Annotated in this window: 21 protein-coding genes; 11 read left to right on the top strand and 10 right to left on the bottom strand. The window is 40.5% G+C overall.

The features are described from left to right. Positions 1-5: 5 nt before the first annotated feature. Together N5852_RS09650 and mgtE are read right to left on the bottom strand one after the other, a co-directional pair. The gene (locus N5852_RS09650) at positions 6-395 is read right to left on the bottom strand and encodes a MerR family transcriptional regulator (RefSeq protein WP_262097591.1); all 390 of its coding nucleotides are present in this window, start codon (positions 393-395) and stop codon (positions 6-8) included. Positions 396-444: 49 nt separating this feature from the next. Next, the gene (mgtE, locus tag N5852_RS09645) at positions 445-1,857 is read right to left on the bottom strand and encodes a magnesium transporter (RefSeq protein ID WP_262097590.1); all 1,413 of its coding nucleotides are present in this window, start codon (positions 1,855-1,857) and stop codon (positions 445-447) included. 759 nt (positions 1,858-2,616) lie between these two features. Here mgtE and N5852_RS09640 point away from each other — a divergent pair. Both N5852_RS09640 and N5852_RS09635 read left to right on the top strand, forming a co-directional pair. Then, complete coding sequence (locus tag N5852_RS09640) at positions 2,617-3,213, top strand: invasion associated locus B family protein (RefSeq protein ID WP_262097589.1); 597 nt, start codon at positions 2,617-2,619, stop codon at positions 3,211-3,213. A gap of 182 nt (positions 3,214-3,395) precedes the next feature. Further along, complete coding sequence (locus N5852_RS09635; protein WP_262097588.1) at positions 3,396-4,676, top strand: MFS transporter; 1,281 nt, start codon at positions 3,396-3,398, stop codon at positions 4,674-4,676. 69 nt (positions 4,677-4,745) lie between these two features. Here the strand turns inward: N5852_RS09635 and mfd are convergent, their stop codons facing one another. Beyond that, entirely contained in the window at positions 4,746-8,240 is a 3,495-nt protein-coding gene (gene mfd / locus N5852_RS09630; RefSeq protein WP_262097587.1) for a transcription-repair coupling factor, read from the bottom strand. Positions 8,241-8,496: 256 nt separating this feature from the next. Next, a complete protein-coding gene (locus tag N5852_RS09625; protein ID WP_262097586.1) occupies positions 8,497-8,790 on the bottom strand; it encodes an FAD assembly factor SdhE in 294 nt (97 codons plus the stop codon). A 299-nt stretch (positions 8,791-9,089) separates the two neighbouring features. Between N5852_RS09625 and N5852_RS09620 the strand changes: the two genes are divergently transcribed. Continuing rightward, entirely contained in the window at positions 9,090-9,854 is a 765-nt protein-coding gene (locus N5852_RS09620) for an AzlC family ABC transporter permease (RefSeq protein ID WP_262097585.1), read from the top strand. After that, on the top strand, positions 9,844-10,158 hold the full coding sequence (locus tag N5852_RS09615; RefSeq protein WP_262097584.1) for a branched-chain amino acid transport AzlD family protein: 315 nt from the start codon (positions 9,844-9,846) through the stop codon (positions 10,156-10,158). The genes N5852_RS09620 and N5852_RS09615 overlap by 11 nt, the downstream gene beginning before the upstream one ends. 196 nt (positions 10,159-10,354) lie before the next feature. On the opposite strand, the gene N5852_RS09610 is transcribed toward N5852_RS09615, so the two are convergent. Continuing rightward, positions 10,355-10,864 (bottom strand): outer membrane protein assembly factor BamE, encoded by a 510-nt coding sequence (locus N5852_RS09610; RefSeq protein WP_410004209.1) that lies wholly within the window; start codon positions 10,862-10,864, stop codon positions 10,355-10,357. 445 nt (positions 10,865-11,309) lie between these two features. Here N5852_RS09610 and N5852_RS09605 point away from each other — a divergent pair, with 445 nt between their 5' ends. From N5852_RS09605 to N5852_RS09575, 7 genes are all read left to right on the top strand, one after another. Further along, positions 11,310-11,879 carry a DUF177 domain-containing protein gene (locus N5852_RS09605; protein WP_262097583.1) on the top strand — a complete coding sequence of 190 codons (570 nt, stop codon included), beginning with the start codon at positions 11,310-11,312 and terminating at the stop codon, positions 11,877-11,879. Between the two features lie 124 nt (positions 11,880-12,003). Then, on the top strand, positions 12,004-13,059 hold the full coding sequence (gene plsX / locus N5852_RS09600; RefSeq protein WP_262097582.1) for a phosphate acyltransferase PlsX: 1,056 nt from the start codon (positions 12,004-12,006) through the stop codon (positions 13,057-13,059). A 57-nt stretch (positions 13,060-13,116) separates the two neighbouring features. Then, positions 13,117-14,088, top strand: coding sequence for a beta-ketoacyl-ACP synthase III (locus tag N5852_RS09595; RefSeq protein WP_262097581.1), 972 nt, complete (start codon positions 13,117-13,119; stop codon positions 14,086-14,088). Positions 14,089-14,192: 104 nt separating this feature from the next. Then, positions 14,193-14,501, top strand: a complete 309-nt coding sequence (locus tag N5852_RS09590; protein ID WP_262097580.1) for an integration host factor subunit alpha — start codon at positions 14,193-14,195, stop codon at positions 14,499-14,501. 272 nt (positions 14,502-14,773) lie between these two features. After that, positions 14,774-15,286 carry a MerR family transcriptional regulator gene (locus tag N5852_RS09585; RefSeq protein WP_262097579.1) on the top strand — a complete coding sequence of 171 codons (513 nt, stop codon included), beginning with the start codon at positions 14,774-14,776 and terminating at the stop codon, positions 15,284-15,286. Between the two features lie 312 nt (positions 15,287-15,598). Next, a complete protein-coding gene (locus N5852_RS09580; protein WP_262097578.1) occupies positions 15,599-17,017 on the top strand; it encodes an MFS transporter in 1,419 nt (472 codons plus the stop codon). A gap of 112 nt (positions 17,018-17,129) precedes the next feature. Then, on the top strand, positions 17,130-18,161 hold the full coding sequence (locus N5852_RS09575; RefSeq protein WP_262097577.1) for a dihydroneopterin aldolase: 1,032 nt from the start codon (positions 17,130-17,132) through the stop codon (positions 18,159-18,161). Between the two features lie 164 nt (positions 18,162-18,325). On the opposite strand, the gene N5852_RS09570 is transcribed toward N5852_RS09575, so the two are convergent. The 5 genes from N5852_RS09570 to N5852_RS09550 form a co-directional block, all read right to left on the bottom strand. Further along, positions 18,326-19,312, bottom strand: a complete 987-nt coding sequence (locus tag N5852_RS09570; RefSeq protein WP_410004208.1) for a lysylphosphatidylglycerol synthase transmembrane domain-containing protein — start codon at positions 19,310-19,312, stop codon at positions 18,326-18,328. A 2-nt stretch (positions 19,313-19,314) separates the two neighbouring features. Further along, on the bottom strand, positions 19,315-21,093 hold the full coding sequence (gene ybaL / locus N5852_RS09565; protein ID WP_262097575.1) for a cation:proton antiporter domain-containing protein: 1,779 nt from the start codon (positions 21,091-21,093) through the stop codon (positions 19,315-19,317). 261 nt (positions 21,094-21,354) lie between these two features. Then, complete coding sequence (gene secD / locus N5852_RS09560; RefSeq protein ID WP_262097574.1) at positions 21,355-23,886, bottom strand: protein translocase subunit SecD; 2,532 nt, start codon at positions 23,884-23,886, stop codon at positions 21,355-21,357. A gap of 1,015 nt (positions 23,887-24,901) precedes the next feature. Further along, entirely contained in the window at positions 24,902-25,240 is a 339-nt protein-coding gene (locus tag N5852_RS09555) for a SecDF P1 head subdomain-containing protein (protein WP_262097573.1), read from the bottom strand. 138 nt (positions 25,241-25,378) lie between these two features. Beyond that, positions 25,379-25,912 carry a hypothetical protein gene (locus N5852_RS09550; RefSeq protein ID WP_262097572.1) on the bottom strand — a complete coding sequence of 178 codons (534 nt, stop codon included), beginning with the start codon at positions 25,910-25,912 and terminating at the stop codon, positions 25,379-25,381. Between the last annotated feature and the right edge of the window lie 139 nt (positions 25,913-26,051).

Here is a 26,051-nt window from a genome sequence, read left to right as displayed (position 1 = left end):
GTTCATTACCGCATTACGCCAAGTTCGGCCAAACGTTCAAATGAGCGATCTTCAAGGCGCTCAAGTTCATCTAATTGATCATTAATATCTTGGCGCATTTGTTTTAGCTTTTGGCGTTGAGTATTGATATGGTCAAGAATGTGCCGCAATGTTTGGCCATCTTGCGAGGGGTGGTCGTTTATGTGCAATAATTGTTGAATTTCTTCCAACGAAAAATTAAGTCGTCTCGCACGTAAAATTGCGGTAATTCTATTATGATCTAATTGAGAATAAAGGCGCATGCGGCCTTGCCTTATCGGTTGGATAAGGCCTTCATCCTCATAATAACGCAGTGTCCTTGGGGTAATGTTAAATTCCTTGGTAAGATCTTTAATCGTGTAAAACTCGCGTATCATATCATTCTAACCCCGTAATAATCTCTTTTGCTTTATTGGGCTTGCGGCTTTACCAAAGACCAAACCACCAAGTTGCAAGTCCGAGGAACGAAAAAAAACCAACAACGTCGGTAATCATGGTGACAAATACCGATGAGGCAATGGCAGGATCTGCGCCAAAGCGGTTTAACAATAGCGGAGTTAAAATACCGCCTAATGCCGCAGCAAGCATATTGATCACCATTGCAGCCGCAATAATACAGCCAAGGTCTACTGACCAGTAATGCAAACCAGCGGCAGTGCCAATTAGTAAAGCAAAAAGCGTGCCGTTTAACAGTCCTATCGTCAATTCGCGGCGAATAACACGGGCAGCGTTATAGATATCAATGTCTTTCGTCGCAACGGCGCGTACCGTTACCGTCATAGTTTGGGTGGCAGCATTGCCGCCCATAGAGGCAACAATCGGCATAAGGGCAGCAAGTGCCACCATTTCTTTAATGGTACCATCAAAAATACTAATAATAGAGGCTGATGCGAGAGCTGTAAGCAAATTGACTGATAGCCAAGGTAAGCGCGATTTAGCGGTAGATAAAACGCTGTCTGAGAGTTCTTCATCACCAACACCGCCCATGCGCATCAAATCTTCTTCAGCTTCCTGCTGGATAACATCGACCACATCATCAATGGTTAAAACACCAAGCAAGCGCTCATTTTCGTCAACTACTGCAGCCGATAGCAAGTCATATTGGCCAAAAATCTGCGCGGCTTCTTCCTGATCCATCGTCGCTGGAATGACATGGCGTGCTTCATGCATCACATCATCAACACGCACGGGCCTTTGGGTGCGCAAGAGGCGGTCAAGATCAAGGCTACCCATAAGCTTAAATGTTGCGTCGATCACAAATATTTGCGAAAAATGATCCGGCAAATTCTGCTCTTCACGCATATAGTCAATAACTTGGCCAATGGTCCAAAATGGCGGCACTGCAACAAATTCCGTTTGCATGCGCCGGCCCGCACTTTCCTCAGGAAAATCAAGCGAACGACGAAGGCTCACTTGTTCTGTAAAAGGGAGTTTAGCAAGAATTTCTTGCCGGTCTTCATCATCAAGATCTTCAAGCAGATACACCGCATCATCGGAATCAATATCTTGCACACCTTCGACAATTTGCTCAGTCGGTAGTGCTTCCATAATTTCAAGGCGTACCGCATCATCAACCTCGGTAAGCGCGGTAAAGTCAAAGCTTTCACCAAGCTGTATGATAAGCTCGGGGCGTTGCGCTGGCTCTAACGCATCAATAAGATGACCAAGTTCAGAGGGGTGAAGCGAGGCGACATTTTCGTCCAAAAAAAGTGCATTATTTTCTAAAACAGCATTTTCTACAGCTTCCAAAAATTGTCCTGAAATAACGCCGTCTTCATCGTAAATATCAACCGCTGGGAATTCGCGATTGTCTGCTCTATTTGGATTTGCTTCGCTCATGGATATTGATTCTTGTGTTCGCGGTTTTAAAGTAATTTTATTGTTAAAACATATTGATGACAAAATATGCATTAATTTTGGAATTAAACTATTTTTTCAAAAAGCCAGTCATTGAACTGCGTTATATTGCTAAATTTGATATTTTTCATGATGGATTGATGATTGTATAAAGGTCCTTATAGCGTAAGCCAATTTAAAAAGCATAAAAGGGAAATTGGGGTTGGTGAAGTGAATAATATAGTAACTTGTTTAAACTCTTAGGAATATCCTTGAAATATTATGATTTCACCTTAATTAGTTTAATATATCAATGATAATGCTTAAAATTTAAGTGAAACTGCCTCCCTTCGCTTAAAAAACATGATTATCAAGGATTTGTATCGCACTTATAAAAAGGGATATTATTTCTTGAAGTAAAAACTAAAAAAGGCAAAAAGGGATTTGTATTTAAGATATTATATGGATTTTATGTTTGGCCATAACATTTTGGTCAAATGGTAAAAAGTTATGATTTGTCATTTTCTAAGCATACTTATTTGACAGATAAGTTTTAAGTGATGCAACAATGTTTGATGATGTTTGCTCTATTATTTTAAGCGCTATTAATATATGTAGAATACATAAAAATGGCTTATGGCGAATGTTTCAAAATCTGTTAGCTATGTTAAAATATATAAGTTTAAAAATATTTGGCTGGGTTTATTAATGATATTGTCAGGAATAGAAAAAAGTGGCCAGTCATCTAATTGGAGCAAGTAAATGAAGTTTAATTTCCTCAGCGCTATTAGTGCAATTTGTGTGGCGATGTTTGCTGTACCTGCTGTTGCACAAGATGCAAATCAAGGTCTAGTTCGCAATCCGCCTGCAGCAGGAGGTAATAGCGGGGCTCCGAGTAGTCCGCCTGAGCAATTTGGCGATTGGGTTTATCGGTGTACTGACGTTAAGGTTAGCGATCAATTTACAAAAAATTGTGAAGTTTTACAAATACGCCAAGCAAAACAAGGTGAAAATATTGCCAATGTTTTAATCATGGCCATTGCGCAAGTGAATGGTGAAAAGCCAGGTGACAAACCAGTGCTTATGTTGACCACCGTAGTGCCGCTTAATGTGTTCTTACTCGAAGGTATTCTATTCACTGTTGAAAAACAAAATGTTATGCAGTTGCCTTTCCGTTATTGCAACCAACAAGGTTGCTGGGCGCAGGTGCTTTTGGATGAAAAGACCCTTGCCACATTTAAAAAAGGCAATGAGGGTAAAGCTCGCTTCATGGTTATGAACGGTCAAGCTGCCGATGTGCAGTTTTCACTTAAGGGTTTAACCAAAGCGCTTGAAAGACTGCAATCAGGCAAGAAATAGTTCTGAAAAGCTGGTTTAAAAACGCAAAATCTCATTCATGTATATCATGAATGGGATTTTTTTTAGCCAAGCATTTCGCTCAATGATAGTAAAACATACTTCACATATTTGCAAAATTGCTTTAGGGAGCCATTTTAAATTTAGCGAATAAGATCGCATCAAAATATACATATGGATTTTTTATGCAGCAAACACAGGATCAACAACACTCAATTCCAAAGCGTGATGTCGCTGCCGTTGTTCTTGGCAATGCTATCGAATATTTTGATTTTATTCTTTATGCAACATTTACAGTCATCATCTCTGAAGCGTTTTTTCCATTTAAAAACGGTTTTTGGAGCTTGTTCAGTACAGTATTAACCTTTTCTGTTGGTTTTATTGCCCGTCCTTTGGGAGCTATTTTTATTGGTCAATATGCAGATAGAGCCGGACGAAAAGCCGCTATGTTGCTAACCATGGTGCTTATGGCCATTGGTACTGGTGGCATGGTTATATTACCAGATTATGCTAAAATTGGAATTTTTGCACCCATTTTATTGGTTTTTATCCGCTTGATTCAAGGGCTTGCTTGGGGCGGCGAAGCAGGACCGTCAATCACTTTCATGATGGAGGCAGCACCAGCTAATAGGCGGGCGTTTTTTACCAGTTGGCAAATTGTGGCGCAAGGCTGTGCAGCAATCATTGCTGGTTTGTTTGGCTTTTTTCTTGCTAAATATCTCACCCCTCAACAATTAGCAAGCTGGGGGTGGCGCATTCCCTTTGCTATCGGTTTGATTATTTTACCACTTGGTCTATTGATGCGGCGGCATTTAAAAGAAACCTATCATGCCCCCAAATCTATAGCTTCAGTGTCATCTCAAGAACTTATCATTAGTGCTTGGGTTAAATATCGGCGAATGATTATTTTAGGCATACTTGTCCTTTCAGGCGCAACCATTACTCAATATTTTTTAAATTATATGACCACTTATGCTTTAACCGAGCTTAAATTGACGGCCGATTATGCTATGGTATCGACGATTGTCATGGGCATAGCTATGGTTTCCTTTGGTTTAATTGGTGGTTTATGTGCCGACAGGTTTGGTCGCAAAAAGACAATCATCATTCCGCGCCTTATTCTACTGTTTTTACTGTTTCCGGGGCTTTATATTGCAAATCTTTATAGCAATGTTTTTGTATTCTATGGCGTGATTATCGTCTTCACCGCTTTGCAAAATATAAGCGGTGCTGGGTTGGTTGTATTGCTTTGTGAGAGTTTTCCGCAATATATAAGGGCAAGTGGTTTTTCTATGACTTATGCTTTGGGAATTGCCATTTTTGGAGGAACAGCGCAGCCGATCTTCACTCTTATTTTGCAATATAGTGAAAATCCCTTGTCACCTGCTTATTATCTTATCATCACCAATATTATATGTATTGTGGCAACAGTGCTTTTCACAGAACATAAAATATCAAAACGCTAAAAATAACTTATACTTTAATGGCAATAAAAAAGATGCGCTGGTTGATTGATTAAAACCAGCGCATTTTAACTATTCACTTTCAGCAAGTTTAGAAAGCTGTGTCATGACGAGCGCAGTGCCATTAAGCCGCTTTTCAGCACTTTGCCAATCTCTAATAAAGACAATGCTTTGATCTGGGCGGATTTTTGCCATAGATCCCTGCTCGGCAATATATTTAACCAAGCCCACACCATTAGCAAATGTGCCATTGCGGAATTGAATAACCACGCCCTTGGGGCCCGCATCCACTTTTTCAACATTGGCCTTGCGGCAAAGAGCTTTAATGTAAACAATCTTTAATAAATGCTGAACTTCTAATGGCATTGCGCCAAAGCGATCAATAAGTTCCGCACCAAAAGCATCAATTTCTTGCGCGTTTTCAAGGTCTGAAAGACGGCGATATAGCCCAAGGCGTAGCTGTACATCAGGTACATAATTTTCTGGAATCATCACTGCCGTACCAATAGCAATTTGCGGTGACCACTGGCTGTCTTCTACTTCGCCGGTTCCCTTCATTTCAGCAACAGCTTCTTCCAACATTTGTTGATAAAGCTCAAAGCCAACCTCTTTAATATGGCCTGATTGCTCATCACCAAGAAGATTGCCCGCCCCACGAATATCCATGTCGTGGCTTGCAAGTTGGAAACCTGCACCTAGAGTATCAAGGGATTGCAATACTTTTAAACGCCGCTCTGCTTGTGGCGTGAGCATGCGCGAAGCTGGCAAAGTAAACAAGGCATAAGCACGTTGTTTGGAGCGACCAACACGACCGCGTAATTGATAAAGCGCAGCAAGGCCAAACATGTCGGCGCGGTGAACGATGAGTGTATTGGCTGTTGGAATATCCAGTCCAGATTCAACAATAGAGGTTGAAAGCAATACATCATATTGCCCATCATAAAAGGCATTCATTATATCATCTAGCTGACCTGGTGCCATTTGACCATGAGCGGTTGCTACCTTTAATTCAGGCACATGGTTGCTTAAAAAATCGCGCACTTCATCAAGGTCTGAAATTCTAGGGCAAACATAAAAACTTTGCCCACCGCGATAATGCTCACGCAATAAGGTTTCACGCAAAATCAAAGGATCAAAAGGCGAGATAAAGGTGCGCACAGCCATACGATCCACTGGCGGCGTTGCAATAAGTGATAATTCACGAACGCCAGTTAAAGCAAGTTGCAATGTGCGTGGAATAGGCGTTGCAGAAAGAGTTAAAACATGAATATCGCTTTTTAGCTCTTTTAACCGCTCCTTGTGCTTAACACCAAAATGCTGCTCTTCATCAATAATAAGCATGCCTAAATTAGCAAAATCTATAGTCTTGCCAAGCAAAGCATGAGTACCGACAACAATATCGACCGTTCCTTCGGCAAGGCCCTTTTTAGTCGCGGCTAATTCTTTGGATGTGACAAGGCGCGATGCGTGACCAATATTAATTGGCAGGCCTTGGAAGCGTTGCACAAAGGTTTTGTAATGTTGGCGTGAGAGAAGGGTGGTTGGCACGACAACGGCAACTTGATAGCCATTAAGAGCGGCAACAAAGGCCGCACGAATAGCAACTTCAGTTTTGCCAAAGCCAACATCTCCGCAAATAAGGCGGTCCATAGGGCGGCCAAGACCCAAATCATCAACCACTGCATCAATGGCATTTTGCTGGTCTTCGGTTTCATCATAAGGAAAGCGAGCAATAAATTCGTCATAAAGCCCTGCAGGTGGAATAAGCGCGGGCGCATGGCGCATTTGCCGTTCAGCTGCAATTTTAATGAGTTGACCTGCCATTTCAAGTAGGCGCTTTTTAAGCTTGGCTTTGCGCGCTTGCCAGGCAACACCGCCCAATTTATCAAGCATTGCCTCGCTCGCTTCACCACCAAAGCGCGATAATAGTTCAATATTTTCAACAGGTAGAAATAATCGATCATCGCCAGCATAGTGAAGTTCAAGACAATCATGGGGGGCGCCTGCTGCTGTAATGGTTTTAAGGCCAATAAATCGTCCAATACCATGATCGACATGCACAACGATATCGCCGCTATTAAGCGAGGTTGATTCGCTAATAAAATTGGCATTTTTCTTGCGTCTTTTGGCTTGGCGGATAAGTCGGTCGCCAAGAATATCTTGTTCGGCAATGACGATTAAGTCTTCAGCAACAAAACCATGCTCAATGGTTACAATGCCAGCAGTAATACGATCACGCGGTGTTGCTTTAACAATTGCAAGAGATGAGGCTTTTTCGACTTTTTTCAAGCCATGTTCATCTAATATCTGACAAAGCCGGTCAAGCGATCCTTCGCTCCAACCAGCAAGTAATATTTTTTTACCCTCTGCCCGTAATGCTGCAAGATAATCAACAACTGCGCTGAAAAGATTGATATTATCATCATTGCGTTCAGGTGCAAAGTCACGCACGCTGCTTGTTTTAGCGTGAATAAGACGAGCAGTTCCAACATCAGGCATCGAAAAAGGCGTAAAGTCGATGCGTTGACCACTTTGCTTTTGTGCGGCAAATAGCTTTACAGGAGAAAGATAAAGTAAATCAGGTGCTAGCGGATGATAAGGAGTTGCCTGTGCCGTGCCTTTGATAAGTTCACCTTCACGGCGCGATTCGTAGTATTCGCAAATGAGCGCATGGCGCTCATCCATGGCTTCTGCTGCCAAATGATCAAAGATAACCGGCATTGCGCCACAATGATCAAAAATCGTTTCCATCTCGTCAAAGAATAATGGCAACCAATGTTCCATGCCAGCGAAACGACGACCTTCAGAGATTGACTCATAAAGAGCGTCACCTGGCTGTGGTGCACCAAAACGCTGGATATAGGCTTTTCTAAAATGGCTTATCCGCTCTTTAGAAAGTGTAATTTCGCTCATTGGTTGTAAGGAAAAGCTTTTACGCGTCGTTGTTGTGCGTTGGCTTGCAGGATCAAATGCGCGAATAGTTTCAAGCGTATCGCCAAAAAAATCAAGTCGCACCGGTTCGCTATCGCCTGGCGCAAAAAGATCTACAATGCCACCGCGTACCGCATATTCGCCAATATCGCGTACAGTCGTAACCCGCTCAAACCCATTTTTGCTAAGATGTTCAAGCAATTTATCCATAGCAAAGTTTTGACCAGGCCGCGCGTGAATAAGCTCATCTTGTAAGGCTTGGCGTGGCGGAAGTCTTTGTAAAATTGCATTGGCAGTCGTTAAAATAAGTGCCTGATGAGGCTTTTCGCGCAATGCTGCCATCGCACCAAGGGCGGCAAGGCGACGCGCTGAAATGACTTGACTTGGAGAAACACGATCATAGGGCAGGCAATCCCAAGCTGGGAATTGCAAAATTGGTAAATCTGGATTGATGAACTTGATTGCGCTTTCAATATCATCGAGCTTCTGGCCATCACGACCAATGAACAAAATAGGCCCGCCAGATTCCTCCACTAATTTTGCAAGTGCAAAAGGTTGATAACCTTCCAGCACGTCGTCAATGATGACATGAGGGGCGGAAATTTGCGAAAGTAAAAATTTTGAAAATACAGCCATGTCTCAATCATTTAGATAGGTAGAGGGATTGGTTACAAATTAGCAATTATTAATGTCAGTTTTGCAATCTTGAACTTTAATCAATAGAAAAGACCAAAATAATTGTTTAACAACTCAAACCTAAAACAGGTCATATGGGTTAAACCGTCATCTTTATCGCCTTTAAGTCAGGCGGCTTTAAATCGTAATGTATTTTGGTAGGTGGTTTTATCATCTACCAAGTTGCAAATGCTTGTATTTTTGAGAATATCAATGGTTAGGCAGAAAATTCCATCCTAGTGCGATAATCTAATATGTCTCGAAATAAAGGAGAATCAACATCTGCAGGCACAGGAATTTCTCCCGTTGCCCATGTCAGAAGATCGCGATCTTCAAATGACATAATATGTTCTAGTTCATCAAGGCCGAGATCTGTCATTTGTGCCACATGGGCATCGACATATTGACCAAGGATAAGATCCATTTCACGAATCCCACGATGCCAAGCGCGAAAAATTATTTTGCGTCTTCTAGCATCAAGATCGATGGTGACGGCTTTGGAGCCAGTCATAGGCAGTTCTCCTTATTAATGGTTTTTTGATCTATAAATGAGTTTCTTTATGCTGTGAAGCACTTTTACACATCTAAGAATGCTTCTAAGGTATTTACGCTTCCTAAAAAAGCTTAAACCGATTAGAAGATGCAGAAGCAGCCGATCACAAGAAGTCACCTTAACTATGAAGTATTTTATATAAAATGACGAAGGTCAAAAATAATGCTTATTTCATAGTTTTATGCATATTTATAAACCAAATTTCCATTTTAAAGCGTTTTGTTAAATATTAAGAATCAAGATTAGTAAGAATCACGATGCAAAAAGAAAATGAAATAAAAAGAATGGCGCAAGTCTATGCAGGAGTACTCGCCTGTATTCCAACATTGCTTGGTTATTGGGCTATTGGCTTTGCTTGTGGTGCTGTTGGAAATGTGACTGGTTTTTCTACATTTGAAATCGCTATGATGAGTGTTTTTATCTATGCGGGATCGGCGCAATTTTTATTTTATCAATTTGCCGCTGCCGGAGCGGGGGTAATTGCAATTGCATTGGCGGTGGGGTTTATAAATTTACGTTATTTGCTGATTAATACTTATATGTCTCAATTTTTTTCCAAGTCTTCTTGGTGGGAAAAGCTTGTTGCTGGTGCATTAATTACCGATGAGACCTTTGGTGTTGCCTCGCAATATGCGATAAAAAATAATAATAGTTTGCCATTTTATTGGCTTCTTGGTCTTAATGTAACCGCATGGTTAAGCTGGATTTTTGCTAATTTAGTTGGAAGTTTTTTTGCTTCGCTTTTACCGCTTTGGTTACGCGATAGTTTTTCTTTTAGCTTAGTTGGGATGTTTGTTGGCTTGCTATTACTCGGTTGGTTTGCTAGCCGTACGCGTATTCTTGACCTAATCGTTATGGCGATTGCCATTGCAGTTATTGTTTTGACCCATGATATTTTTTCGTCGGATAAAATATTAGAGAACCTTTCTACTCTTATTGCAACGATGGTCGCTGCAACAATTGCTACCATTCTTTTAATGTGGCGCACCAAAAAGACCAAGGTTAAAAACAATGACGCATAACATATTTGCAGCTATTGCAGCGGCAGCATTGGTTACATTTATTATTCGTGTTTTTCCAATTTTGGTTTTGGCGCATCGCCCATTTCCGATTATCATACGCAATTGGCTATCATTTGTGCCAACCGCTATTTTAACCGCTATTATTGCAGTAGAGGTTATGGGCAAGGATGAAGTGACGTCTTTTGGTGTGTCTGTTGCCTTGCTTGCAACATTGGCATCAGTTGTCGCTGGATTTGTGACCCGAAGCCTATTCGTGGCTATCATTGCTAGTATTTTGGGCTATTTATTATTTCAAAATATTTGAATTTTTTGCACTGATAGGATTATAAAGTGCTTAGGCTTTTTTCATGCGCTCTTGCTATAGTTGCAAGTTATAAGGTGATTTGAATTGCATAGTGCAATACATCATCAAGGCCAATATCGCCTTAATCAATATTGGTTTAATAAGTAAATATGCATGCACGTTAAGTTGCTAAAGTGCATGCATCTATAATCTTTGCTTAACGACCTGTTGTTGGAAGGCCAGCTGGTGCTGCCGATGAACCAACGATCAACTGGTTAAGGAATGACTGATCGCGACCACCGGTTGGGGTGGTATTTGACGCGAAGTCAAACAACCGTCCATCTTGCAAGCCATAATTTGCAATTTTCTTGACGATGCCTTTATTGTCAAAATAAATTGCCAAAATTTTGCGATCGACAATTTTGGCTTTCATAAATTGCGCACCGCGGTAGCGTGTTTGCGAAATATAATAAAAGACTTCATTGTCAAAAATTGCGGTTGTTGAAGGCGTGCCAAGAGCAAGCAATACTTGATCACGGCTTGAACCAACTGGAATAGAATCAAGAGCGTCTTGATCAACCACATAACCTTCAACAAAGGTTTGGCTTGTTTTTAGAAGATCAGTTGAATTGCAGGCGGTTGTCGCAAAAGCAACACCAGCAAGCAATGCAATGGTTATTCCGTTTTTAAAACGCTTTCGGGCAAAATTTATGCGCGACAAGGACATCTCCTTTTATGGCATGGTTTAGGGCTGGCCCTGTTAGGTTATTTAAAGCTGCTTATGAGGTAAACTAGCTTTAATCTATTTGCAACCTCAGATATACGCAAAATTCTCATCTATCCAGACAAAAACCATAAATTCTTTGATAATTTTGACCATTTCAAATAAATAATCGTTTTTACTTTAATAGACAGATATTGGCATCAGCAAGGCGAATTTATATGAAAAATCATTAAAATCTAAATTTTTGTATTTAATTTGCATGAATATCACCTATTTATCGCCAACTTTTGGTTGCAAAAAGAGCATTAATTTAGGTATTTGTTTTAATGTTTTGTGCTAAGTTTTATACTACATTTATTTTTAAGTTGGATTTAGGCTGAAAATCGCTATAAGCTTTTAAAAAATCTGCAAAACGCGGTGATCTAATGAACAGTTGAAAGGATTTATCATGTCAAATAATGCGAACTCTCTTATGGAATTTGCTTTGACATTTCCCGTCAATGTCCGCTCATTGCCACCTAAGGGCGTTGACTTAACTTTAAAAACTGATGAAAAAGAACGCCAAGCATTGGCTAAAAACCATAATTTGCTTAATATTGCAATTTTTGAGGCAAAAATTCACGTTAATCCGTGGAAACGTCAGGGTGTTAAACTTAGCGGTAAATTGCATGCAGAAATAACACAGGAGTGTATTGTTAGTGCACAGCCGGTAGAAAGTGTTATTAATGAAGATATTGAACTCATTCTGGTGCCCGAAGGTAGTCGCCTATCTGAAGTTGTACATAATAACGCCCATGAATTGTTTCTAGATCCAGATGGGCCTGATAGTCCGGATAGTTTTAAAGGCACCGAGATTGATGTAGGTGCCATTGTTGAAGAATTTTTTGAGTTGTCTATTGATTCTTATCCCCGCGCTGCGGGCGTTGAGTTTGAAAGCGCTGAATTTGGGAGTAGTGATGTTGATGACGAAAAAGAACCGTCACCTTTTGCCGTTTTAAGTGGTTTAAAGCAATCATAATTGAAAAATGTTAAATTAATTGTTGTTTGTGGTTATAAAAGCGCTATTTTTGCCACTTATTTAGGCTTACTTTACCTTAATAATATTTACAAATAACTTTACCAATTAATCAGGAATAATACTTGTGATCAAAATTGCTGTCGATGCGATGGGGGGTGATATCGGCCCAGAAGTGACAATAGCCGGTGCCGCGATCGCGATCAAACACTATCCCGATATGGAACTTATTTTTTATGGTTTGGCAGATCAGGTTGAACCTGTATTGGCTAAATATCCGCAGTTAAAAGCTGTTTCAACCTTTATTGCGACTGAAACGGCTACAGGAATGGAAGAAAAGCCAAGTCAAGCTTTGCGCAATGGTCGAAATAAGTCTTCCATGTGGTTTGCTGTTGAGGCGGTTAAAAAAGGTGAGGCAGATGCCTGTGTTTCCGCTGGTAATACCGGTGCTTTAATGGCAATGTCTTATTTTTCTTTACGCATGTTGGCAGAGGCTGAGCGCCCTGGTATTGCAGGTATTTGGCCCAATTTACGCGGTGAAGGCATTGTACTTGATATTGGTGCTACGATTGGAGCAGATGCGAATCAGCTGATTGATCTTGCGGTTATGGGCGCTGGTATGTGCCGTGCACTTTATGGAATCAAACGTCCGACTGTTGGCTTGCTAAATGTTGGTGTGGAAGAGGTTAAAGGACTTGATGACATTAAAAAAGCGGGTCAAATCTTAAAGCAAGTTGAGCTTGAAGGGCTGGAATATAAGGGATTTGTCGAGGGGAATGATATAGGCAAAGGTACTGTCGATGTTGTGGTGACTGAGGGTTTTACCGGCAATATTGCATTGAAAGCTGCTGAGGGAACCGCGAGGCAGATTGCTGAAATTTTAAAACAGGCTATGCAGCGCTCAATTTGGACAAAAATTGGCTATCTTTTTTCAAAAAGCGCTTTTAAAACCTTGCGTGAAAAGCTGGATCCAGGTCGGGTAAATGGCGGTGTTTTGCTTGGTCTTAATGGTGTTGTTATAAAAAGCCATGGCGGAACCGATGCAGAAGGCTTCGCTTCTGCTTTACGTGTTGGGCACGAAATGGTACGTAATGACCTTCTTGAAAAAATTGCAGTTGATCTTGCATATTTTCGCGAGCATAAGAGCAAACTATCATTGTCGGACGAGGAGAACGGCGAATGATTGTTTTGAATAAAGAGATTATAAAACCGCGAAAAGCGGGTAATTGAGGTTTATAGAATGATACGATCTGTGATTTGCGGTATTGGTGCTGCTTTGCCGCGCCGGGTTGTGAAAAACTCCGAGCTTGAAAATATTGTTGAAACCTCAGATGCTTGGATTGTCCAACGTACTGGTATTGAGCAAAGATATATTGCCGATCCTGATGAAACAACTGTTTCTTTAGGTGTAAAAGCGGCGCAAGCTGCCCTAGCAAATGCCAATTTAACCATTGATGATATTGATCTTATCATTTTGGCAACGGCAACACCTAATCATACTTTTCCCTCATCCGCGACTGAAATCCAGCATGCGCTCGGGATGAAACATGGTTTTGCTTTTGATATGCAGGCGGTATGTTCTGGTTTCGTCTTTGCTCTTGCAACGGCTGATAATTATGTGCGCGCGCAAATGGCAAAACGTGTTTTAGTTATTGGTGCTGAAACTTTCTCGCGCATTCTAGACTGGCAGGACCGCACGACATGTGTTCTATTCGGTGATGGTGCTGGAGCTGTTATTGTTGAAGCGTTAGATGAAAAAGGCACGACCGGTGATCGTGGCATTTTAGCTGCCAAATTGCGTTCTGATGGTTCGCATATGGAAAAGCTTTTTGTTGATGGCGGTCCATCGACAACGCAAACCACTGGCCATTTGCGGATGCAAGGGCGTGAAGTCTTTAAACATGCGGTAGGTATGATTACTGATGTGATTGAAGATTGTTTTGCCATTGCTAAGGTTAGTGTTGATGATCTTGATTGGTTCGTTCCCCATCAAGCTAATAAAAGAATTATTGACGCTTCAGCCAAAAAAATGAATATTCCTGATAGTAAAGTGGTTATCACTGTTAATCAGCATGGCAATACATCTGCAGCTTCAGTTCCACTGGCGCTTGAGGCTGCCGTTAAGGATGGGCGGATTAAAAAAGGTGATCTCGTATTGCTTGAAGCAATGGGCGGCGGCTTTACTTGGGGTGCGATCTTATTACGCTGGTAAAAATGCATTTATTCAGCGTTTGCTTGCAAAAGAGTCTTGACCGTTTGAATAGAAAAAGTATAAACAAATTAAGTATGTAATTAAAATTTAAAGGATTACGAGTTATGGCAGGTAAAACCGTAACACGTGCAGATTTAGCTGATGCAGTCTGCAGGGAAGTCGGATTATCACGGACAGAGTCTGCAGCTTTGGTTGAAATGATCATTGATGAGGTCTGTAACGCGATTGTAAAGGGGGAGACAGTAAAATTGTCTTCATTTGCAACGTTTCAGGTGCGTGATAAGAATGAGCGTATTGGCCGTAATCCTAAAACCGGTGAAGAAGTGCCAATTTGTCCACGCCGTGTTATGACTTTTAAGGCATCTAATGTGCTTAAAAAGCGCGTTATAGATGGTCATGCTGCTAGCAAATAAGTTGAATAACGAAGCATTCTTTGCTCTGCGAAGCATTTTATATTTGTAGTAACAAAATGATCGGCTTGTCCGGTCATTTTCATTTAAAAGGCTTTTTATTTTTTTATCTGATTGAAATGGCAAACTTGCTTTTATTCGGATAGTTTCATAAGTCATTTCAGCTTTATTGATTTTTATAAGCAAATCAGTCATTAATAAAGTAACTTATTGGTCGTATTTACATTTCTCATCCCCAAAATGAGAATGAATTTTTTCACGCAGGAGCATATGTCATGGAAAAAAGTCCTGAAGCATTTCGTACAATTAGCGAAGTTGCTGATATGCTTGGGATTCCGCAGCATGTTTTGCGATTTTGGGAGACGCGCTTCCCGCAAGTGAAGCCAATGAAAAGAGCAGGGGGGCGACGTTTTTACCGACCCAATGATGTTGATTTAATTACCGGCATTAAACGGCTTCTTTATGATGAGGGCTACACAATTAAAGGCGTGCAGAAGCTATTAAAAGATAACGGGGTTGCCTTTGTTGCTGCTATTGGGCAGGGTAATATTGATGCTGCTGAAGAAATTGCCCGTAAAAAGCAGCAAGAACAGTCGGAGGATTTATTTCCCGATGATATTATTCCTGATAACAAAACCGGCCGCAAGTTCTTTGGTCTTGTTAAAGATGACGAAGCATTAGGCGTTCGTAAACCAAAACTATCCAAGGATAGCTCAACCCTATTGCAAGAAGCTCTGTTTGAGCTGATTGAGTGCAAGCGGCTTCTCGATCGCGCTCGTAGCCAATGAGTTCGTCGTACTAAGTCGGGCAAATAGAATAGGTTCAGATCTAAAAAATTTTACAGCTAAGAATTAAGAAAGCTTGCCGCTATTGCGGTCATTTTATTTATTCCTTTTTCAGATTGAGTATTGGGCGATTTCCCAACTTTTATTTCAATTTTATAAATTATTCTGATTAGTTAAATATGTCATGTTGGATAAAAGTCATCATGATATTGATAATTGTTGGCGGAATTGAGTATAGCTTGGTTTTTGCCCACAATATAACATCGCCGTTGGCTTTATTTTTTAAAAAAGACGTTAGCAATTAAAAGGTGAAATATGGGGCAAGTGCAACCGGGCTGGGGACAGCTTTTAGGTGGAAAAAACGGTGTTCGTTCAATCACTCTTGTTGGCGGTGTCGCTCTTCATGCCATAAATGTTTATATCGTCGTAACAATCTTGCCTTCATTGGTCAAAGATATTGGTGGTGAGCGTTATTATTCTTGGGCAGCAACACTTTTTGTTACAGCCTCGCTGATCGGCGCAGCCTTAGTTTCAAAATTATTGGCAAAAATTGGGCCAAGAACTGCTTATATTCTAGCTGCCCTTATTTTCGCCATTGGTACTTTGGGCTGTGGCTTTTCACCAACTATGCCAATTTTTCTTGGCTTTCGTATCATACAAGGTTTTGGCGGTGGTATATTATTATCGCTAACTTATAGCATGGTGCGCATTGTCTTTGAGCGCCCCTTATGGCCTTTGGCTATGGGACTGATTTCAGGTGTTTGGGGCGTATCTACCTTACTTGGGCCAGCCATTGGTGGTATTTTTGCGCAATATGAGAGTTGGCGTTGGGCATTTTGGTTGGTAAGTATTCTTGCTTTTCTTTTTACTTTTTTAGCTTATGCGGTTTTACCGCAACGCTCGCAAAATCACAGTGCGAATCCCATTCCAATTTTACAATTATTGCTACTAACTGGTCTTGTTTTGGTTATTTCGGCAGGTAGCGCGATGGAAAGCAATTTTGCAAAATTTGCTGGGCTTATCCTTGGTCTTGCGGCATTTTTTATTTTAGCAATTATTGATCAACGAGCAAAATATCGTTTATTGCCAGAAGGAGCTTTTTCACCATCTTCACAACTCTTTGCGATTTATATATTGATGCTAGCGCTTTCAATTGCGGTTAATGGCGCAGAATTATATTTACCCTTATTTTTGCAAGTTTTACATGGTTTAAGTCCGTTACCTGCTGGCTATATAGCGGCTTTAATGAGTATTGGCTGGACCGCAGGGACTTTGCCTAGTGCAACGGTTAGAGCAAGGCGTTTACCCGTACTGATTAAATCAACCCCATTTTTGTGTATTATTGGCATGCTTGCGCTTTGTTGGTTGGTTCCCACTATGCAGACTTCAACTGGCTACCTTATCCTTGTATCCTTTGCGCTTTTTATTGTAGGTGTTGGAGCCGGTTCTATTTGGCCGCATCTTTTAACCCGCGTTTTACAAAGTGCAAAAGAAAATGATGCCGATTTAGCAAGTGCTTCTCTGACTTCTGTGCAACTTTTTTCAACCGCATTAAGTGCCGCAATTAGTGGTACAATTGTTAATTTCGCCGGCCTTACTAATCCTGGTGGTATAGTTGGAACGATTACTGCGGCGCAGGCTTTATTTGTGGTTCTAATTATTTTAATGCTGCTTGGAATGCCCTATGCTTGGCGTATTAGCCGCAGCATTAAAAATGATAATACAACGAATTAGTAAAGCTATTGCAACCGTTGCTTGTTGCAATAAATCTACGGCCTTAAAAAATAGCTTTTTAAATCTTTAAAATTATTTTAAAAAGCTATCAGCTAAAGTTTAAGGAAAATGCATGACTAAAATGCTCGTCAATTTTAATAGTTTTAACAATATCAATGATCTTGCATGTGATATTGCCAGTTTTCCTTATGATATGGCCGAACAATTGGTCGCAGATATGGCCTTAGCGGATAGGCCGGAAAGCCTTGCGTTTTTGCTATCAATGACGTTAGACGATTATATAAATGATTTTGCTAGGGATAGTGTTTCACAAAAGGAAGTCTTACGCTTTTTTGATTTCATAAAGTTGGAACTTCCATTTTCAACCTTAAATGATACTTTCAATCAGATTGAAAAGTTGGCTCGCGAAAAGCAGCTCATTGTTCAAATTGGTGATTTTGAAAAGTTAACTGATTTATTAACTTTACTGCCACGCTTAGCTTCAAGTGGTATATATGGCGTTATGTTAGCTCCTAATACTCGCATGGATAAGCTAAACGGGCAGTTTTCAATTGTTGAAATGGGAGTTTTTATTGAACAAGCCCATAAAAACGGTTTATCTGCTTGTCTAACTGGTGGTATAGAGGCGCCGGATATACCTAGGCTTTTGCCTTTTGCCCCTGATATTCTCTGCTTCAATACGGCACAATTTTTAAGTAATGGCACCTTTGATAAACAGCAAGGCGATCTCATCCGTTCTCTCATCCCGCGCGAGAAGGAAGACATCGTTTATAATGACAGTGTTGGTTTAGGTACTGATCGTATTTTGGTTAATAATTTTATTTTGCCGATGGCGATCGGTGCTTATAATCACGAGCGCAATCGTTTGCAAAAGGTACGCTTCTCGGTTAAGGCGGATGTTTTACGCTTATCAGTCAACCCTGAAGATATGCGGCATATTTTTTCTTACGATCTTATTATTGACGGCATTCGGCGTTTAGCTCAGCTTGGGCATGTGGATCTGGTAGAAACCTTAGCTGAACGTATTGCCGCCTTTATCCTTAGTTACCCACGTGTGCAACGGGTTATCGTACGGGTTGAAAAATTAGAGCTTGAACCAGAATCGGTAGGTATCGAAATTGAGCGCGTAAAAAAGTCTCATTAGAGCACATTTCGATCTGATTGGATCAGATTGGCGCTCTAATAAATTGTTTATACCGCGTTTTCTGTCCGAAAACCGCTTCACACTTTTCAAAAAACGCTCTTATCTCAAGTCTAAAACTAAAAAAGCCAATCGAAATGATTGGCTTTTTTCGGTAATTTCAAAATTTAACTATTTGGATGTGTGTCTTTTGCGTTATTTTGATCGTCACTATCGAACTTCTTGCCTAATTGGCTAAATTCAAAAACACCTATAAATATGAGTGACAAAAATAGCGGTATAATAAGATAGAGCAAGCGAAAGACAATAAGGGCAGCAATAACATCTGAGTCAACCATATTTGGCATACCGGCGATGAATATGGTTTCAAGTACGCCTAAGCCACCAGCAGGTGCTGTTGATAATAAAGTAACCGAGAATGACGCGAGAAATACACCAAGCACCGTGATAAAACCCGGATTACCCGCATCTGGTAGTACTGCATATATAATGCCTGCTGCACCTAATAATTCGAGTGGTCCGATAATAAGTTGTTGTATAACGATGTTAAAGCGTGGATAGGTCAGTTGAAATTTTTTGCCAATTTTTAATGGCTTAAATTGTAAGACGCTGCCTAGAATATAAAGCCCAACAAGGCCAAGCATAGCAAAGCCAATGGTTAGCGCAACCCAGTTTGGTATATCATCATGAAACAATTGAATAAGCTCTGGCCGTAATACCAGCACCAAGCCTGAAAGCACAATAGTTCCAAGCGCAAATGTGAAGGAGCAAAAACCAACTAATACAGCAATTTCCGAACCACTAAGTCCCTTTTTGCTATAGGCACGATAACGTACCACCGCGCCTGAAAAAACCGATGCGCCAATATTATGAGATAAAGCATAGGTGGTGAAGGAACATATGGTTATAAAAAGCCAAGAAATATTTTTTTTGCCAAGGTGTTTAAGAGCAATGCGGTCATAACCTGCAAGGGCGGCATAAGACGCAATAGCAAAGAAAATAGCCAATAGCCAATGGCGCAAATCTAGGCTACCAAGGCGATCAAAAACTTGGGCCCATTCCATTCCTTTAAGTTTTACATATAGAATACGAAATGAAACAAGCATTACGATAATGCCAATAAGCGGCCAAAGATATTTTTTGAATTGCTTCATCTTCACGCCTTTGGTCTTTCTACATTCATTTCATATATCCTATTTTCATCACCAGAAACGTCTGTCACCATTGATGAATCATCTGTAACATCCTTTAATAGATGTGTGATAATCCCATTAGCAATTTCTTCCGCATCTGTCACAACAATATTGGCCCCTAAATCTTTTAAATATTGTGCTTCAGCATCAGATAATGCATGGGCAATAATAAATAGATCTTTATTGAGTGATTGGGCATTAGTAATAATTTGCCCAGCTTCAAACGTATTATGCATAGCAAGGATAAGTTCTTTAGCTGCTTCAATATTGGCAGAATCAAGCACTTCTTTATCTACACCATTACCGATAAAGGTTTCAAACATATTGCTGCGGGCTTTTTCGGCTAAGCGAATAGCATCTTCAATGATTACAACTTGTTTGTTTTTAGTTTGATTGTCATTTGCAACCCGTTGCCCTACATCACCATAGCCAATAAGGATCAAATGGTCGCTTTTATTGCTTTTTAGCGGTTCATCAACGTCCATTTTTTCTGCTATTTCGGTAACTTCACTATTTGCTGGTGATGATTTATCAAGGCGATTTTTGATTTTTTCCGCTATGATAAAAATTAATGGATTAACCAGAATAGAAATGATTGCACCGCCTAAAATAAGATCGCGGACATTTTCATCTATTAATCCTAAGCTTTTACCAAGTGCAGCAAGAATGAATGAAAATTCGCCAATTTGTGCAAGGCTTGCCGAAATAGTAAGCGCAGTGCCATTGGAGCGACGAAAGAGACGGACGATAAAATAAGCCGCCGCCGACTTGCCTATGATAATGATGAATAAGGTGGCAAAAAGTGGAATAAAATCATCGAGCAGCTTTAATGGGTCAAATAGCATTCCGACAGAGACGAAAAACAATACGGCGAACGCATCGCGCAAGGGCAAGGTTTCTTCTGCCGCGCGATGGCTAAGTTCAGATTCGCTCATAATCATTCCGGCGAAAAAAGCACCAAGTGCCAGCGATACACCAAATAATTGCGCGGCGCCAAAAGCAACGCCAAGCGCAATGGCAAGCACTGCCAGTCTGAACAATTCGCGCGACCCAGTTTGGGCACTAATTTTGAGCGCCCACGGAATAACTCTGCGCCCAACCACCATCATAAGAAGAATGAATAATCCAACCTTGGCAAGCGTGATACCGATAATGCCCCAAATATTAGGGTTAAGCCAAGCAATTAATGGATCAGAGCTGGTTTGAACTTCGCCGCCAAGGACGCCAGCAAGGGCAGGCAACAAGACAAGGGCAAGTACCATGGCAAGATCTTCTACAATGAGCCAGCCAACAGCAATACGTCCACGTTCGGTCTCTATTAAGCGCCGTTGTTGCATGGCGCGTAATAAAACAACAGTACTTGCGGTCGATAGAGCAAGCCCAAAAACAATGCTGGCGCCAAGGCTCCATCCCATGGCAAAACCAAGCCCCATGCCAAGTAAGGTGGCAACCGCCATTTGGGCAATAGCCCCTGGCAGCGCTATAGCTTTAACGGATAAAAGATCTTTCATTGAAAAATGCAGGCCGACACCGAACATTAATAGGATAACACCGATTTCGGCAAGCTCATTAGCAAGGGAAACATCAGCATGAAAACCCGGTGTATGCGGCCCAGCAATAACGCCAGCAAGAAGATAGCCAACAAGAGGGGATATACGTAAGCGATTGGCAATAGCGCCAAAAATAAATGCAAGACAAAGACCTGAAACAAGCGTGGTAATTAAAGGAGTCGCATGAGCCATCTTACATTTTTTTCCAGCAGCTAATTTTGATCGGTTCTATCTTTATAAAAGATGGTAATCATTAAAAAACAGATATTTTTGGTTTATACACAAATGAAATGAGCTTAGTAGCTCCGAACAGCGTCTTTCCAGCTGTTACTCATAGTCCAACGTCAATAAGCAAGGTTTATATAGGTATTGCTAGAGTTGGATTAAAGCAGAAATCGCAAATAAAAACAAAGAAAAAAGCCGGATGTATATACACATCCGGCTTTGGTTTTATTAGGCAGTGGCAGCTACATCTTCGCCGCGTGTATTGTGGCCTTTTCTTTCCCACCAATTACCAAGGAAGAGAAGGATTGGCGCCGCAATAAACATTGATGATGATGTTGCAATAACAATACCAATAACCATCGGCACAGCAAAGTTATGAACCGCACTGCCACCCCATATTGCCATTGGCAACATAGAAAGAATGGTGGTCATGGAGGTAAAGATACAACGAACTAATACTTGGTTGATCGACATATCGATAACTTCACGTAAAGATGTTTTCTTATAAAGTCGTAGGTTTTCGCGCATACGGTCGTAAACCACCACTTTATCATTGATCGAGTAGCCAACAATAGTAAGTAATGCAGCAATGGCCGTTAGGTTAAAGTCGAATTGAAATAGTGCAAAAACACCGACCATTTTGGTCGTATCCAAAATAAGGGTAATAATGGCACCAACCGCGAAGAACCACTCAAAGCGGAACCAAATATAAATGGTCATAGCGAGCGCTGCACAAATAACTGCGATTAATCCGCTTTTTGCCAATTCGCCTGATACTTTAGGCCCAACAACAGCACTACCTTGATCGGTTGCATCTGGATAAACGGCGATCGTTGCTTGTCTCACTTTGTCGAGTGCGGCATTTTGAACATCAGGTCCGCCTTCTTGTTGCTGAAGACGAATTAATACGCTGTTATTTTCAGTGCCCACCGTTTGCATGGTAACTTCACCCAATTTTAACTCTTCAAGGTGTGGGCGCAATAGCATTAAATCCACTGTTCCATTGCTACGTTGCATTTCCACCTGACTACCACCGGTAAAGTCAATACCGTAATTTAAACCTGGTTTGAAGAATAGGAAAATGGAGGCAATTGATAGCACGATAGAAATACCAATACCCCAAAACCGTGCATTCATGAAGTGGAAGTTGGTGTGTTGTGGAATAAAACTTAGGAACGGTGTGATACGCAAATCCTTAATTTTAAACCGACGTACAACAGCACTCATCATGATACGCACAATGGTGATGTCGGTAAACATTGAAATGATAATACCTAAAATCATGGTAATCGCAAAACCACGAACGGGGCCTGACCCCTGCCATGCCAAGAGTACCATCGCAAAAATAGAAGTGATATTGGCATCGACAATAGTATGGAAAGCGTGTTTAAAGCCGCGATCAAGTGCGGCTAGCGCACCAACGCCCTTGCGGCTTTCTTCGCGGATACGTTCATTGATCAAGATATTCGCGTCCACCGCTATACCGATACCAAGAATAATACCAGCAATGCCTGGGAGTGTTAGTGTTGCTCCAAGCAAGCTTAAAGCAGAGAAGGTCAACACTGTGTGAAGCGCGAGTGCGACATTGGCAATCAGACCCCAATAACCGTAAAGCAAAATGATGAATATCGCAACTAATATAAAGCCGCCGACACCGGTATAAATACCCATTTTAATTGCATCGGCACCAAGGTCGGGGCCAACGGTACGCTCTTCTTCAACAGTAAGGGGGGCAGGTAAAGCGCCAGCACGTAAAAGTGCCGATATTGTTGCCGTTTCACCTGGCGTAAAGTTACCAGTAATAACACCAGAGCCTGTAATGATTGGTTGTCTAATGGTTGGCGCTGTTAAAACTTGACCATCAAGAACAATTGCAAAAGGTGTACCGGTATGTTCTGTGGTAATTTCAGCGAATTTTTTTGCACCTTCAGAATTTAATCTGAAGGAAATCATCGGATCACCATGTTCATCAAATCCAGAACGGGCATCGGTTAATACCGCGCCATCAAGAGCTACGGCATCTTGAACTGGGTAAAGAATCGTGGGGTTATTTTTGTCAGGTAACATTCTGACGCCTGCAGGAAGATTATTTCTATCCGCTCTGGTGTCTACGAGGTGGAACGTCATCTTAGCCGTTGAGCCAAGCAAATTGCGTAAATGGCTTGGATCTTGCAAACCTGGCAATTGCACCATGATGCGGTTTAGCCCAACGCGTTGAATTGACGGCTCAGCAACGCCAACTTCATCAACACGTTTGCGCACAATCTCAAGGCTTTGCTCAACTGCGTTGGAAATATGATAATTCATTGCTTCTTCGGTAATGGCAACCCGTATTTGGTTGCCATTTTCAGTAATCTCAAGATCATTTACTGGAACGGCAAAAGCACCTGCAGAAATAGGATTCATCAATTCTTGAATGAGCGTGATGGACTTTTCTCTTTTGGCGGCATCATCAATTGCAATTACAATGCCGCCATTTTGCAAGCGAATGTCTTGAGTTTTAATACCCTCAGGAGCTAGGCTACGGCGCACGCTTACTAACAAATTACGAAGTCGCTCTTGTTTCATGGCAGCTTCATCGACTTGTAGCACAAGATAAGAGCCGCCCTTAAGGTCAAGACCAAGCGTTACGCGGGTATCGGGAAGCCAAGGAACTTTTTCTTCCCATGTTTTTTCTGAAAACATATTGGGCAGGGCAATTACAACGCCTACCAGCAAAATGAAGCTGTAGAGATAAATAAGCCAAGGAGGTGTACGCATTAATTCTATCCAGAATGTAAAAGGCAAAAGATTAGCTAAAAGATAATTTGTGCCACAACTAACTTAAAAAGCTATTGAATGCAATTTTTTCAAGCTTGCAATCAGTTTATAATCACCATTATTCCCTCAATCATCAAAGATTAAAATTCAAATTTGATTTAGGACCAAATTTGACTGTGAAAAAGCATTATTAGCTTTTCGTCCTTGTTTTGAAATCTAGGATTAATGATTATGTGATATTAATAGCTTTCGATATATGGTTTAATAGAGGTGCTGTCGTTATAAGTGCTGGTTTAACCGCAATGCTGTGTTGCACACTTATACAAAGGCCCTGATAAGGCTAGGCTAATATTGGGGGCGCGCGTTGTGTCGCTGCAAAGATATATTTAATAAATCCAATATTTAAGTTTTTCCCAAAAGCTATCGGGCTTTTAACGCTCCAACCATAATTACTAAAATATGTTAGGATAAACTTTTTGTTATCATCATGATGGTCAAATTTTGGCGATGAATGGTAACTTTTTGCCAAAATTAATGGCCGTTGTAAAATATTGACAACATTGTGCCGCGGAATTCGTTTTTCAAGATTGGAAATATCAGCCATTGATTTTGCTGATAGGCTCACCTTGTTGTTAACAACGCTCAAATCCACAGAGGCAAGGATGTATAGAAAAAAACCACCAATAATCCACAATGGAACAGATGCTATTCCAGTTGGTTTGATTTGGGATTTGGTGGTATTTGCTGACATAGGCAGTTAAAATTTCTCTTTAATTTCTATAATCTATACATTTTGTTGAAATCTGACGCTTTTTTATAAAAAGCATTTAAATACATTATTTTAAATATTTTTCTTCACTTAAACTGTCCGCGCTTTTAATATCCCCTCAAAGAAGCTTGGTGTAGCGCTTTTGTGGCAGCTAAAACTCTATCTGTAAAGCGAAAATGTAATTTTATTGCATATAAGGTTTTTATCATTAGTTTTAATAAAACCATTATACAATTTGTAAAAGGTTTAAAGTGGCGATATTGTTTCTTTAACAATTATCGGTTCTGCTGGTAGGTAGCCATATTTTAACAATGCTACAATATTTTGCGCGTCCTCCATTGTAAATGGTCCGGTAATCACAAATTGTCCCGATACTATAAATGACCGTAGTGTTGGCGCGGTAAGGATGCCACCGTTAAAAATAATAAGTAATCTTTTGCCGACATTGTCCATTGTTAGTTCAGCCAATGCCCGCGCGTCTTGTGGGGATATTTTAACACTAACAAGTGGTTTGTTATTATCTTCTACCGCTTGGACATCTACAATCTTAATGTTCTGGAGTGCTGCATTTTTGTCTGCCGTCAATATTTGATCGTCATACCAGTAATGATGGAATATTGGATTGCCTTTATCGGATTTTTGAGCTTTATCGTTTTCAGCTTCTATGAAAATGCTTAACGTAAATGATTGTTTAAAATAGGCTTTTAGTTGGGGTAAAGGTATCTATGTTATTATTTCCACTTTTATTGTTTTGGCATCTAAAAGCGTAAATTGGCTTTGCCCAAGATTAAAGGGCTCAAGATTAAGAGCGGCAAATCTATTTTCTAAAATATGCATTACTGCCTTTACCATTACGGAATTTTGCTGTTTTATTGCATCTTCTTTGAAACGAATAGACAGTGTCATATCTTTTTGATCAATATCAAGTACTGGTTTATCGGTATTACGATTAATAATTATCGATGAATTAGGTGCCAATGTTGGCGAAGAAAATGCATAATTGTTAAGAAACCCCACTAGTGCATTTTTATTCGTTTGATTGTTTTCAGTAAGGGTAATGGAATTACCGGTGATGCAAAGATCTGAAATTCTAAAGTCAAAATTTTCATTGGCAGTACGTATTTTTTCATAAAGCTCTTGAATATAGCCTTTTAATAAATCTTCATCACGGATTTGAAGTGAAAATGAGTAATTATTCTTATTTTTTTGAGATATTTCTGTTGAATTTGTAATAAAAATTCCGGGATTAAATCTCATCGGATGATTATCCTCTCCTAAATTACTGTCGAAGGAGCAATATGCACGCGCATCATTATTATTGATTACGCTTAAGGTGATGAGAAAGATTATTATAGTTGCAAAAATATTGCAATATTTGTGAAATTTATAATTAATT

Source organism: Bartonella sp. HY328 (assembly GCF_025449335.1).
Taxonomy (GTDB): Bacteria; Pseudomonadota; Alphaproteobacteria; order Rhizobiales; family Rhizobiaceae; genus HY038.
The sequence above is the reverse complement of the archived record's forward strand: the minus strand, read 5'-3'. Positions and strand labels throughout refer to the sequence as shown.

Excerpts from the sequence above, each read along its gene's own strand:
- N5852_RS09650 (WP_262097591.1), bottom strand. The coding sequence starts at position 395 with ATGATACGCGAGTTTTACACGATTAAAGATCTTACCAAGGAATTTAAC.
- mgtE (WP_262097590.1), bottom strand. The coding sequence starts at position 1,857 with ATGAGCGAAGCAAATCCAAATAGAGCAGACAATCGCGAATTCCCAGCG.
- N5852_RS09640 (WP_262097589.1), top strand. The coding sequence starts at position 2,617 with ATGAAGTTTAATTTCCTCAGCGCTATTAGTGCAATTTGTGTGGCGATG.
- N5852_RS09635 (WP_262097588.1), top strand. The coding sequence starts at position 3,396 with ATGCAGCAAACACAGGATCAACAACACTCAATTCCAAAGCGTGATGTC.
- mfd (WP_262097587.1), bottom strand. The coding sequence starts at position 8,240 with ATGGCTGTATTTTCAAAATTTTTACTTTCGCAAATTTCCGCCCCTCAT.
- N5852_RS09625 (WP_262097586.1), bottom strand. The coding sequence starts at position 8,790 with ATGACTGGCTCCAAAGCCGTCACCATCGATCTTGATGCTAGAAGACGC.
- N5852_RS09620 (WP_262097585.1), top strand. The coding sequence starts at position 9,090 with ATGCAAAAAGAAAATGAAATAAAAAGAATGGCGCAAGTCTATGCAGGA.
- N5852_RS09615 (WP_262097584.1), top strand. The coding sequence starts at position 9,844 with ATGACGCATAACATATTTGCAGCTATTGCAGCGGCAGCATTGGTTACA.
- N5852_RS09610 (WP_410004209.1), bottom strand. The coding sequence starts at position 10,864 with ATGTCCTTGTCGCGCATAAATTTTGCCCGAAAGCGTTTTAAAAACGGA.
- N5852_RS09605 (WP_262097583.1), top strand. The coding sequence starts at position 11,310 with ATGTCAAATAATGCGAACTCTCTTATGGAATTTGCTTTGACATTTCCC.
- N5852_RS09595 (WP_262097581.1), top strand. The coding sequence starts at position 13,117 with ATGATACGATCTGTGATTTGCGGTATTGGTGCTGCTTTGCCGCGCCGG.
- N5852_RS09590 (WP_262097580.1), top strand. The coding sequence starts at position 14,193 with ATGGCAGGTAAAACCGTAACACGTGCAGATTTAGCTGATGCAGTCTGC.
- N5852_RS09585 (WP_262097579.1), top strand. The coding sequence starts at position 14,774 with ATGGAAAAAAGTCCTGAAGCATTTCGTACAATTAGCGAAGTTGCTGAT.
- N5852_RS09580 (WP_262097578.1), top strand. The coding sequence starts at position 15,599 with ATGGGGCAAGTGCAACCGGGCTGGGGACAGCTTTTAGGTGGAAAAAAC.
- N5852_RS09575 (WP_262097577.1), top strand. The coding sequence starts at position 17,130 with ATGACTAAAATGCTCGTCAATTTTAATAGTTTTAACAATATCAATGAT.
- N5852_RS09570 (WP_410004208.1), bottom strand. The coding sequence starts at position 19,312 with ATGAAGCAATTCAAAAAATATCTTTGGCCGCTTATTGGCATTATCGTA.
- ybaL (WP_262097575.1), bottom strand. The coding sequence starts at position 21,093 with ATGGCTCATGCGACTCCTTTAATTACCACGCTTGTTTCAGGTCTTTGT.
- secD (WP_262097574.1), bottom strand. The coding sequence starts at position 23,886 with ATGCGTACACCTCCTTGGCTTATTTATCTCTACAGCTTCATTTTGCTG.
- N5852_RS09550 (WP_262097572.1), bottom strand. The coding sequence starts at position 25,912 with ATGAGATTTAATCCCGGAATTTTTATTACAAATTCAACAGAAATATCT.